6 protein-coding genes and 1 other RNA gene are annotated in these 12,289 nt (G+C 72.1%); 1 reads left to right on the forward strand and 6 read right to left on the reverse strand.

Translation table 11 applies throughout. The features are described 5' to 3' along the window. Positions 1-15: 15 nt before the first annotated feature. Positions 16-1,755 (forward strand): AfsR/SARP family transcriptional regulator, encoded by a 1,740-nt coding sequence (locus AMK11_RS05805; RefSeq protein ID WP_241846895.1) that lies wholly within the window; start codon positions 16-18, stop codon positions 1,753-1,755. 218 nt (positions 1,756-1,973) lie between these two features. Here the strand turns inward: AMK11_RS05805 and AMK11_RS05810 are convergent, their stop codons facing one another. From AMK11_RS05810 to smpB, 6 genes are all read right to left on the reverse strand, one after another. Then, the gene (locus AMK11_RS05810) at positions 1,974-4,964 is read right to left on the reverse strand and encodes an AfsR/SARP family transcriptional regulator (protein WP_079187229.1); all 2,991 of its coding nucleotides are present in this window, start codon (positions 4,962-4,964) and stop codon (positions 1,974-1,976) included. 228 nt (positions 4,965-5,192) lie between these two features. Then, a complete protein-coding gene (locus tag AMK11_RS05815) occupies positions 5,193-6,509 on the reverse strand; it encodes an acyltransferase family protein (RefSeq protein WP_073723710.1) in 1,317 nt (438 codons plus the stop codon). Next, the gene (locus AMK11_RS05820) at positions 6,506-8,704 is read right to left on the reverse strand and encodes a polysaccharide deacetylase family protein (protein WP_073723712.1); all 2,199 of its coding nucleotides are present in this window, start codon (positions 8,702-8,704) and stop codon (positions 6,506-6,508) included. Before AMK11_RS05820 ends, AMK11_RS05815 begins: the two co-directional genes overlap by 4 nt. After that, a complete protein-coding gene (locus AMK11_RS36710) occupies positions 8,704-9,804 on the reverse strand; it encodes a hypothetical protein (protein WP_198941296.1) in 1,101 nt (366 codons plus the stop codon). Before AMK11_RS36710 ends, AMK11_RS05820 begins: the two co-directional genes overlap by 1 nt. Positions 9,805-11,264: 1,460 nt before the next feature. Beyond that, positions 11,265-11,665: a transfer-messenger RNA gene (ssrA, locus tag AMK11_RS05835) on the reverse strand. Positions 11,666-11,773: 108 nt separating this feature from the next. Continuing rightward, positions 11,774-12,253 carry an SsrA-binding protein SmpB gene (gene smpB, locus AMK11_RS05840; protein WP_073723717.1) on the reverse strand — a complete coding sequence of 160 codons (480 nt, stop codon included), beginning with the start codon at positions 12,251-12,253 and terminating at the stop codon, positions 11,774-11,776. Positions 12,254-12,289 lie beyond the last annotated feature (36 nt).

Raw genomic sequence — 12,289 nt, forward strand, 5'->3', positions numbered from 1 at the left:
GCGAAGGGCCGTGTCGTGTCGGACAGCAGACTCAACTTCCTGCTGTGGGGCTGGGAACCGCCGGCCACGTCCGGCGCCCAGATCTACACGTACATGTCGCGGCTGCGCAAGCTCCTCGGCGACGAGGTGCGCATCGAGCGCAGACCCCCCGGCTATCTGCTCCAGGCCCCCGACAGTGCCGTGGACCTGCTGGAGTTCGAGCGGCTGGACCGGCTCGGGCGGGCGGCGCTGGCGCAGCGCCGCCACCAGGAGGCGGGGGCGCTGCTCGCCGAGGCCCTCGGGCACTGGCGCGGCACCGCCCTCGCCAACGTCACCGAGCACCTCGCCGACGCGGAGCTGCCGCAGCTGGAGGAGGCCCGGATGCACACCCTGGAGAACCGCATCGAGGCCGACCTCGCGCTGGGCCGGCACGAGCAGCTCACCGCCGAACTCACCGGTCTCGTCGCCCAGCACCCGCTGCGCGAGAAGCTCCGGGCCCAGCTGATGACCGCCCTCTACCGCAGCGGCCGGCAGAGCGACGCCCTGCAGAGCTACTACGAGGGCCGCGGCCTCCTCGCCGACCAGCTCGGCATCGACCCCGGCGAGGCGCTCGGCGCGACCTACGCGGCCGTCCTCAAGGGCACCCGGGGGCCGGGCCCCGGCGGCGACACCCGGCCCGCGCGGGAGGAGCCGGCCGATCCCGTCGCCCCCTCCACGCTGCCCCCGGCCGCCGGGCAGCTCGCCGGCCGGGACGCGGAGATCCGGACGCTGCGCACCCAGCTGGCGGAGTCGGTCGCCGGGCAGGGGCCGCGCCATCTCCTGATCACGGGCATGGCCGGCGTCGGCAAGACCGCCCTGGCCGTCCACGTCGCGCACGCGGCGGCCGGGGACTTCCCCGACGGCCGGCTCCTGGCCGAGCTGTCGGAGGCGAACGGCCGTCCCCGCTCGCCGGGTGACGTCCTGGCCGGGCTGCTGCGCGACCTCGGGGAGCCGCTCGAGGAGAGTGACACGCCGGCACCGGACGCGGGCGGGCGGGGCGGCCGCAGGCAGTGCGAGGACCTCGTGCGGCTGCTCCGTGCCCGCACCGCGGGGCGCCAACTGCTGGTGGTGCTGGACGGCGCGGCCGAGGGACGACTGCTCGACCCGTTGCTGGCGGGCCTCCAGGGCGTCGTGGTGCTGATCACCGGCCGCACCAGGCTCACCCAGGTCATCGGCGCCCGCACCACGGCACTCGCGCCGCTCGGTGCCCCCGCCTCCCTCGACCTGCTGGCCGGCGTCACGGGCCGGGCCCGGCTGGCCGCGGAGCCCGACGCCACGCGGGAACTGCTCGGCCACTGCGGTGGACTGCCGTTGGCACTGCGCATCGCCGGGAGCCGTCTCCTCGCCCGCCCGTTCTGGCCCGTGGCCCGCCTCGCCCAGCGCATGGCGGCCCCGGAGAACCGGCTGCGGGAACTCTCCTACGGCGGCATGGACGTCGGCGCGGCCTTGCTGGCGTCGCTGTACGCACTGCCGTCGCCCGCGCGGACGGTCCTGGTACGGCTGGCCGGCATGGGTGCCGAGCCGTTCCCCGCGCACCGGGCGGCCGGGATGCTGGGCATGACGGAGGCGACCGCGGAACAGTGGCTGGAGCAGCTCGTGGACGGTGCGCTGCTCGACCTGTGCGGCGTCGACCTGATGGGGCGGCCCTTCTACCGTTTCCACGAACTGGTGGTGCTTTTCGCCGCCGGCCTGCCGGCCGCGCCCCGCACCGGCACGAGGTCGCCGGCCGCCCGGTGAACGAGCCGGACACGGCAGCGGCCCCGCCCCGAGCATGGCTCGGGGCGGGGCCGCTGCCGTGAAATCAGTGCCAGCTCTCGTCGTCGGAGCCGGTGGCCGAAGCAGTGTGCCGGTGAGTAAAGCGGACGTCCATCTTTTTCCCCCATGTACGAACAGTGGTGACCGAAATCCTGGAGCACACGCTAATGCACTCGGTTTTCCCCTCATTATCGAACGGATTATCTTCCCTGTTTCTCCGTCGGCCGGTTCTCCTCGGGCAGTTCGGCGAGCGCGGCCCGGGCCCTCCGTATCCACGCCTTCACACCGATGCGTTCGAAATTGGCCAATGCTCCGAGGAAACTGCGCCGAGCCTCCTGGAAATCGCCGCATTGCAGACCGGCCGTGCCGAGCGCGAGTTTGATGCGTCCCTCGACGAGCGCGCTGTCCACCAGGGCCGCCGTCTCCAGCGCCTGCCGCAGCGTGACCCGCGCCTGCTCCCAGCGTCCGGCGCCCATCCGGGCCTCGCCGAGCGCCAGCAGCCCATGGGCCAGCCCCAGCATGTCCAGCCGGCTCCGCACGATGTGGATGACCCGGAGCAGGGCGTCCTCGGCGAGTTCGTACTCCCGGCGGGCCAGGTGCACCCGGGCCAGCCGGTGGGTGCCCAGCGCCAGGCTGCGGGCGCCGCCCTCGCCGATCGCGGCGGAGACGCGTACCGACTCCTCGCTCAGCCGCAGCGCCTCGTCGATGTCGTCCCGGTCCAGGCAGATCTGCGCCATGTTGTTCAGCGCGTGGGCCTCCGAGGAGCGGTCGCCCACCGCACGGAAGACCTCCAGCGCCGCGGTGCTGTACCGCGTCGCGGTGTCCAGTTCGCCACGCATCTCGTCGATCATCGCCATGTTGCGCAGCACCAGGGCCCCGCCGTGTTCCTCCCCTGCCCGTTCGTGCAGCTCCCGTGCCCGGGTGAACAGCCCGTACGCCGTCGTGAAGTCCCGCTGGCGCATTTCCAGCGCGCCGAGAGCGTGCAGCATCGCGGCCTCGCCGCGCGCGTTGCCCGCGGCGCGGGCCGCGGCCAGGGAGCGCTCCGCGCACTCGCGCCAGTCGTCGAGGTAGTTGCGGGTCTCGAAGAGCACCAGGACGCAGAGGGTCAGGTCCCAGGCGAACTCGTCCATGCCGGCGTCGGCCGCCCGGGCGACGACCGCGCTCAGCGAGAGCCGCTCGGCCTCCAGCCAGTCCAGCGGCCGGGCCAGCAGGAGGTCGGTCAGCTCCGGCGGCAGCCGGTGCGGGACGGCGGTGCCGTGGATGATGCTGAAGTCCCCGCCGAAGGAACGGCGGTGGGCCTCGGCCGCGAGGAACAGGTACGTGCGGAACACCCTGTCCAGGACGGCCCGTCGCTCCTCGGCGCTCTCCTCCTGCGCACGCTCCCTCGCGAACAGCCGCAGCAGGTTCTGGAACCGGTAGCGCGTGTGCCCGGACAGGTCCTGGCCGATCACGTCGAGGAACTGCGCGTCGACCAGCTCCTCGATGAGCCGTTCCCCGGTGTAGAGGTCGGTGTCGAGCAGGACGGCGGCCATCCAGGAGGAGAAGTCCGGCACGTCCAGCAGGCCGAGTCTTCGGTAGAGCCGCGCGGTCTGTTCGGCCAGACCCCGGTAGGTCAGTGCGAAGCTGGCGCGTACCTGCGACTCGCCCCGGCTCAGTTCGTCCAGCCGCAGCCGCTCGTCGCTGAGCCGGCCCACCAGGTGCTCGACGGTCCAGTGCGGTTTCGAGGCGAGCCGGGCCCCGGCGATGCGCAGCGCCAGCGGCAGCAGGTCGCACAGCTCGGCGAGGGTGGCGGCGGCGACCGGTTCGGCGGTGACGCGTTCCTCGCCGACGATGCCGCCCAGCAGCTCGACCGCCTCGTAGGTGGAAAGCGGCCCGAGCCGTACCCAGGCGCGCGGCGGCCACGCCACCAGCTCCGGCAGCTGCTCGCGCCCCGTGACCAGCACACAGCAGCCGTCGCCGCTCGGCAGCAACGGGCGCACCTGGGCGTAACTGCGCACGTTGTCCAGTACGACGAGCACCCGGCGGTCGGCGAGCAGGCTCCGGTAGAGCGCGGCCCGCTCCTCCGGCTCAGCGGGTATCCGGCCCGCGGGCACGGACAGGGACCGCAGGAAGCGGCTGAGGACCTCGTCGGCGGTGGTCGGCTCCAACTGCTCGTCGTAGCCGTGCAGGTCGGCGAAGAGCTGGCCGTCGGGGAAGCGGTCCGCGACGCTGTGCGCCCAGTGGATCGCGAGTCCGGTCTTGCCGACCCCCGCGACGCCGGTGATCAGCCCGGTGGCCGGGCCGCGGGTGGCACCGGGGGTGTCGAGCAGCTCGCCCAGCAGGGCCAGTTCCTCCTTGCGGCCGGCCAGCCTCGGCACGCCGGGCGGAAGCTCCAGCGGGTCGCCGACCGGCGCCGGCCCGGGCACCTGGTCGCCTTCGGGGTCGGGCACCGACAGCGACCGTTCGTCCTGCAGGATGGCGTCGCGCAATTCGGTCAGGGCGGGGCCGGGCTCGATGCCGAGTTCCTCCAACAGCGCCCGCCGGCCCTCCTGGAAGCTCTCCAGCGCCTCGGCCCGCCGGCCGGAACGGTACTGCGCGGTGATCAGCTGGTGGCGGGCGCGTTCGCGCAGCGGGTGGCGCCGGACCATCGCCGCCAGGTCGGGCAGCACACGCTGGTGGTCGCCCAGTTGCAGGCGTACGGCGGTGGCGTCCTCGAAGGCGTTGAGGCGCAGTTCCTCCAGCCGCTGCGCCTCGTCCTCCACGCGCGGGCCGTCGACGCCGGCCAGCGGGCGCCCGCGCCACAGCCGCAGCGCGTCCGCGTAGGCGCGGGACGCCTCGGGCAGCCGTTCCTCGCGCACCGCCGTCTCGGCCGAGGTGATCAGCTCGTTGAACTCGGACGTGTCCAGCGTGTGGCGGCCCAGCCGAAGGAGGTACCCGGGGTGGACCGTGACGATGACCTCCTCGGCACAGCCCGCGTTCTTGAACGCCTTGCGCAAGGCCGCGATGCAGATGGAGACCTGGGTGCGCGCCGTGGCGGGCGGGTGCTCGTTCCACACCGAGTCGATCAGCGCGTCGACCGGGACGACCCGGCCGGGGCTGAGGAGCAGGAGGGTGAGAATCGTGCGGTGCCGTGGTCCGCCCAGCGGCACCTGGGCATCTCCGACGCGTACTTCCGGTGGCCCCAGGATTCGGAACTCCAGCCGTTTCTCCATGCTCCCCTTGATCCCCGTAGATCTCGGACAGGTGGGAGCAGTTTCCCTGCCGCCGTCGGAATTCGACGGATCGCCCCCAGGCACACGATACGACGGAGGAGGAAGCTACTGTCCGGTAGGAGGGCGCTAACCGGCAGTAACGGAAACAGAGTTCACGAAAATGCGTCTCTTCCGAACGTTGCGTGAATGAAGCTGAGTACCGCTCAGCTTTTCGATTGTTCGCCGCCGTCAGTCCCGCCCGCGCGCGGAGCGCTTCGTGCCGTTCGGCCACAGCCTCGGCTTCCGCTTCGCCGCCAGGTCCTCGACCCAGCCGACCGCGAGGACCATCAGGCCGATGAGGGGCCAGACCAGGGCGAACATCCAGATCGTGTACGCACCGTCGAGGGCGCCGACCGCGCGTTCGCTCTGCATGAAGGGGAGCCGGTAGGCGAGGTCGATGACCGGGACCGTCGCCATGATCAGCAGGTTGTGCCACAGGTAGATGGTGACCGCGCGGTTGTTGGACAGGGTCACCAGCTTGTCCCACTTGGCCAGACGGCCGGGGAGTTCCCGCCAGGACGGGGAGTACTGGAGCAGGATCACCACGAAGCCGAACGACCAGGTGGCCTGGGCCAGCGGGATGTCGTTGAGGTCCCAGCCGTCGGGACCGAGGTGGTTCGAGGCCCACCACAGGCCGAAGGCCATCACCAGGGCCGCGCAGGACACGGAAACGTACCGCGGGATCTGCTTCAGCAGGCCCTCGTGGTGGGCGAAGCCCAGAACCCAGCAGCCGCCGTAGACCGCGAAGTCGGTGACCGCGTTGCCGGTCTCGCCGGGGATCTTCACCAGGCCGGTGCCGACGATCGCGGTCAGGCCCAGCGGCGCGAGCAGCGTCGGCCACGGCGCCTTGCGGAACAGCCACAGCAACAGCGGCGAGGCGATGACGAACCAGAGGTAGGCGCGCAGGTACCACAGCGGCCCCGCGGCCTGCACCGCCCACGTGTCCTCCAGCAGGCCGGACTGGGAGCCGACGTGCCAGGGGTAGGGCGGGGCGCCGAACGGGACGATGTAGTTGAACAGCGAGACGAGGCCCCAGGTGTCGCCGTGGTCCGGGTCCTCGGCCGGGTTCCAGCCGTTGAGGAACAGCATCGCCAGCACCACGGCGGCGAACGCCCACATGGGCGGCAGCAGGCGGCGCACGCGTCCGCGGATCACGCTCAGCGCCGGCCGCTTCAGCGACCGCGCCATCAGCGAGCCCGCCAGCGCGAACATCACGCCCATCGACGGGAAGACCACCGACAGCCAGGCCCAGCCGAACAGGTGGTAGACGACGACGCGGACCAGCGCGATGGAGCGCAGCAGGTCGAGGTACCGGTCGCGGCCCGGCTTCCCGGCGGCGGGGGCGGCCGGGGGCGCGATGTCGGGTGCGGTGCCGGGTGCGGGCTCCGTCGTGCGCTGCTGCGGGACGGCGTACGGCGTCGCCGCCGTTCTCGGCTCCTGGGCGTAGGGCGTGCCGTACGGCTCCGGGCCCGTGCCGGTCGGGCCGGCCGTGTGTCCGTGGGTCATGCCACGGGCCTCCGATCGTCGCCGCTCTGCGAGCGCTGCCGCGGCACGGAGCCGCCGGGCGCGCCGACGACGCCGGTGCGCCGGAGCTTCTGCCAGCGCAGGCGGCCGCCGGTGAGCGCGGTGATCCAGGACTGGAGCAGCACGACGTACATGAGCTGGCGGTAGAGGATCTGCTGCAGGGGCAGCGAGATCAGATGGGTCATGCGTTCGCGGTCGAGACGGAAGGCGTACGCCGCGCAGACGGCCTGGATGGCCAGCACGCCCAGCCACGCCACGATCGTCTTCTCGGTCGGGCCGAAGACGAGGCCGTAGAGCAGGAAGACGTCGATCAGCGGCGCGAGCAGCGGCGCCAGGACCATGAACAGCGAGACGAAGGGCAGACCGACCCGGCCGAAGCGGCCCGAGGGACCCTTCTCGATCACCGCGCGGCGGTGCTTCCAGATCGCCTGCATGGTGCCGTACGACCAGCGGTAGCGCTGGGACCACAGCTGCTGCACGGTCTCCGGGGCCTCGGTCCAGGCACGGGCGTTCTCGGCGTAGACCACGCGCCAGCCGGCGCGGTGCAGCGCCATGGTGACGTCGGTGTCCTCGGCGAGGGTGTCGTCGCTCATGCCGCCGACGGGTTCGAGGGCGGAACGGCGGAAGGCGCCCACGGCGCCCGGGATGGTCGGCATGCAGCGCAGCACGTCGTACATGCGGCGGTCCAGGTTGAAGCCCATCACGTACTCGATGTGCTGCCAGGCGCCGATGAGGCTGTCCTTGTTGCCGACCTTCGCGTTGCCGGCCACGGCGCCGACCTTCGGGTCGCCGAAGGGCTGGACGAGTTCACGGACGGTGGACGGTTCGAAGACCGTGTCGCCGTCCATCATGACGACGATGTCATAGCGGGCGTTGGCCAGGCCCCGGTTGAGGGCGGCCGGCTTGCCCGCGTTGAGCTGGCGGATCACCCGTACGTTGGGCAGGCCCATCGACTCGACGATGCGGGCGGTGCCGTCGCTGGAGCCGTCGTCGATGACGATGACCTCGACCGGGTGGTCACTGGACATCAGGGAGTTGACGGTGTTCTCGATGCACTTGGCCTCGTTGTACGCCGGGACCAGCACCGTCACCGGTTCGGTCACCGGCGGGCCCCAGCGGAAGCCCTTGCGGCGCACCCGGCGGGCGTGGATGCCGGAGAGCACCAGCATCAGCACGAACCGGCCGATGACCAGGGTGCCGATGACCGCCAGGCCCGCCACCAGGCCGTCGGTGATCTTCTCCGAGGCCTGGACGAGGAAGACCCAGGCCTTGCCCTTCCACAGTTCGGCGCCGGTCACCGGGGTCATCGCGCTGGGCGCGTCCAGGGCCTCGGTGAGGTTGTCGAACTCGTAGCCCTTCTTCTGCAGGTCGGGCAGGAACCTGTCGAGCGCGGCGACGGTCTGGCTGCGGTCGCCGCCGGAGTCGTGCATGAGGACGATGGCACCCTCGCCGTTCTCCGGCGTGGCGCGGCGGATGATCTCGTCGACGCCGGGCCGCTTCCAGTCCTCGCTGTCCGTGTTGTTGACGACGGTGATGTAACCGCGGCTGCCGATGTACTCGGTGACCGGCCAGGACTTGTTGTCCATGGCGTCGGAGAAGGAGGAGTACGGCGGGCGGAAGAGCGAGGTGCGCACACCGGCCGCGCCGGTGATCGCCAGCTGGTTCTGCGACAGCTCCCAGTCGATGCGCTTCTTGGACTGGAAGGAGAGGTCGGGGTGGTTGAAGGTGTGCAGGCCGACCTCGTGGCCCTCGTCGACCATCCGCTGGACCAGGTCCGGGTAGCGGGAGGCCATGGTGCCGGTGACGAAGAAGACGGCGTGCGCGTCGTGCTTCTTCAGCACGTCCAGCACCTTCGGCGTCCAGGTCGGGTCCGGGCCGTCGTCGAAGGTGAGGACCAGGCGGTGGTCCGGCACGCTCAGGCTCTCGGTGCGGCCGCCGCGGGCGTCGATGACCGGGCCGCCCTCGAGGATCTTCTCCGGCACCTGGTCGGTGGCGGCGGGCGGCTGGACGCGGTGGTCGGCGAGGATCTCGCTGTGCACGTATCCGCGCAGCATGAGCATCGCCGCCAGGGCGACCAGGACGAGCAGCGGAAGCAGCAGGCGCAGGGGCAGGCGGCGGCGCCGGGCGCCCTCACGGGCGCTGCGCGCGGCCCCGTGACGGCGGTTGCGGAATGCCATCAGAGGGTGTTCTCCGGGGACAGGGAAGAGGACGTGCGGGTGAGGTCCGGACCGGCCGGACCGGCGGCGGAGAGGGGATCGCTCGCCCCGCCGGCGTTGGTGTCGCCGTCGCCGCCCGGGTCGGTGCCCGTGGTGGGGTCGGTGGTGGGGTCGGCCGGATCGTCCGTGGGATCGCCGCCGCCCGCCGGGGTCGATGGGCCGGTGGAGGCGGGGGGCGGTTCCTGACTCGACTGCGACGGGTCCGGACCTGTCGCGCCGCCGCCGTCGCCGCCCGGCTCGGTGCCGGCCGAGGTCTGGGAGGGGTCGGGCTCGGGGTCGGCGCTGGTGCCGGGCTGCCGCGCGCTGCCGGACGTGCCGGGCGCGGGCGCGTCGACGTCGGGTGCGGTGGTCACCCCGGCACCGGCCGAGGGGCTGGTCTGCGGGCCGGTGCTGGCGGTGGCGGACGGCCGCGCCGACCGGGAGGGCAGCGGGGTGGTGTCGACCTGGCCGGCCGGCTTGCCCTCCTGCTGACCGTCCACGGGGAGCCAGGGCGCGTTGGAGTTGCCGGACAGCAGCGTGGAGACGATGACGACGGCGTAGACCGCACAGGCGACGCCGACGGCGATGCCGAGCCGGCGGTAGAGGCGGCTGCGGCGGCCGGACGCGTCGACGAAGACCGGCCCGTCGGAGCCCTCGGCGCCGCTCTTGCCCCGCTGCGGGCCGTCGGCCCGGCGCAGCACACCGTCACCGAGCTGGACGGCGTCGAGCTGGACCGTCACCTCGTGCGGGTCGTGGGTGTGGTCGGCGGCGGTGGAGGCGTCGGCATCGACGTCCGTGGAGTCCCGCCACGGGTCGCGGAGGGCGGCGGTGGCGGGGCCGGGTGCGGCTGCGGAGTCGGGGCTGGGCGGGGACGCGGGGGTGACCGGGGGCAGGACGTCGGTCCGGTCGTCGTCCGGGGTGCCGGTGGGCCGTGCGGGCCCGGCCGGCTTGGCACGGTGCGGGGCGGCGCCGCCCGGGGCCCAGCGGTTCGGACCAGCGCCGTCGAGGTTCGCCCCGGCCGGGTCCGCGCCGCCGGAGTCCACCCCGGCCCGATCCACGCCGTCCGGCTGCTTCGCGGCCAAGGCCGCCCCACCGGGGGACCTACCGCCCGGACCAACACCACTCACCCGCGCACCAGCCCGGTCCGCGTCGGCCGGGTACGAGCGGCCGGAGTCCGCGTCGGCCGGGTCCGCGCCGCCGGAGTCCACCCCGGCCCGATCCACGCCGTCCGGCTGCTTCGCGGCCAAGGCCGCCCCACCGGGGGACCTACCGCCCGGACCAACACCGCTCACCCGCGCACCGGCCCGGTCCGCGTCGGCCGGGTACGAGTGGCCGGAGTCCGCGTCGGCCGGGTCCGCGCCGCCGGAGTCCACCCCGGCCCGGTTCACGTCGTCCGACCGCTTCGCGGCCGGGGTCGCCCCGTCAGGGGTCGGCCGGACCGGTGTCGCCCCGCGCGGGGTCGTACGGCCGGAACCGGCACCGCTCGGGGGCGCGTCGGCCGGGTCGGCCTCGGTCGGGTTCGTCGGGGACGGGTTCGTACGGTTCGGCTTCGCCGAATCCGGTGCGGAACCGGTCTGGTTCGCGCCCCAGGTGATCCGTCCCGGGACCGACGGGCCGCGCTTCCGGCCCGTACCGTCCCGGTCCGTTCGGCCCCGGCCTATTCGGTCCGTGCCCGGGTCCTGGCCTATTCGGCCACCGAGGATCTCCGTCGGGTCCGCGTCGGCGCTCCCGTGGAGGTCGATGGGGCGAGTGCCGGCGGTACGCGACGCGTCCGCCCACGTGGGCACCGTATCCGGGTGACGGGTTTCCCTACCCGGGGCACCCGCGCCGCGGCGCGCGGCGTCGTCGGCGCTCCCCCCGAACCACCCCGCGCCTGACCCGGCGGCGGCCTTTCCGGTCGTCGGGGTCTCGTCCGTCACCTGGAAGGGGCGGTCCGCCGGAAGCACCTCGGTGGCGTCGGCGTCCTGTCCCGCCTCCGGGAAATCGCGCATCCCGGACACAGTCTCGGTCCCCTCCGATTGGGCGTCTTTTTGCCATTTCTTCACGCGCACGCACTTCCCCCACGGAACGGTTCCGGGTGCGCATACGACCCCGAGCACCCGTCGGCCGAACCGGCCCCATCAGGTTCGAGCGCCCCCTGTACCACAGCGTGCTCAGGCCAAGAATGTAGCGCACGCGGAGGATGTGTGGTTGCCGCGTGTCGGTTACGGACGCACATCACAGCGGCGTCGGCGGCCGGAAGCAACCCTCCGGCGGGCCGCCGGAGCCACCGGTTTTCGGCCGCGACCTGGGACGCCGCCCGGCGCAGCGCGTCCAACTCGGGGTGCACCAGCCCCGTTCGCCAGACCAGCGGAACCGGCGACAACGGCACCGGACCGACGAGCGGCCGGAAGCATCCGGGACGACGTGCCCTTGCGGCCCTGCCACTTGCCCTGGAGGCCGTCGAAGAAGTTCGGAAGCGGGCCTCGCGCGGCCTCGCCGCGCAAAAAAGACGAGGGCGACATGGCTCGCGCTTTCACGCGGGCACATGTCGCCCTCGACCTCGTGGAGATGGCGGGAATCGAACCCGCGTCCAACGGTGCGGAACCAGGGCTTCTCCGTGTGCAGTCCGCTTCGATTTTCTCGGCCCCGGAGATCACGCGAACAAGTCTCCGACGGGCCCAGTCACTGTTTGGTTTCCCTCTTCACCCCGTGACCGGGATCAAGGTTTAGTCCCCTAGCTGATGCCAGGATCCGGGTCGGGAACACCCCCGGGCTGACACTCCCTTTAGTAGGAGGCTCGCTCTGCTACCTGAGATCAGGCAGCGAGGGCGAAGGCCTGCTGGGAGGAATCGCGCTTGGTGTTGGCGATTATTTTTTTCGGCCTGTGGTTTACGAGATCATGGCCGCTTCCTCGACACGCTTCCCCTGCTTCGACAGCCGCTGTCGAAACCGATCATCCCCATGTTGCTGTATTTAATTTACAACAGTTCAATCCACCGCACCCGCTGTGGGGTGCGAGCACCATCGTACGTGACCAACGCGTACGGGTGCCAGCCTATTCCCGGCGTCTCACGCCCGCTGCTTGCGCCGGATCGCCGAGATCGTCCGCTCCGCCTCGCGCCGGTCCTGCTTCTCCCGCAGGGTCTGCCGCTTGTCGTACTCCTTCTTGCCGCGCGCCAGGGCGATCTCGACCTTGGCCCGGCCGTCCTTGAAGTACAGCGCGAGCGGCACGATCGTGTGACCGGTCTCCTGTGACTTGGCCTCCAGCTTGTCGATCTCCACGCGGTGCAGCAGCAGCTTCCGCTTGCGGCGGGCGCTGTGGTTGGTCCAGGTGCCCTGGCTGTACTCGGGCACGTGCACGTTGTGCAGCCACGCTTCGTGTCCGTCCAGTTGCACGAAGCCGTCGGCCAGTGATGCCCGCCCCTGGCGCAGTGACTTCACCTCGGTCCCGGACAGCACCAGGCCGGCCTCGTAGGTGTCGAGGATCTGGTAGTCGTGCCGCGCCTTCTTGTTCTGCGCGATCAGCTTGCGCCCTTTTTCCTTAGCCATAGTGCGGTCCATTTTGGCACTACGGAGGGGGGCCGG

The sequence above is a fragment of the Streptomyces sp. CB02414 genome, from assembly GCF_001905385.1.
Lineage (GTDB): Bacteria > Actinomycetota > Actinomycetes > Streptomycetales > Streptomycetaceae > Streptomyces.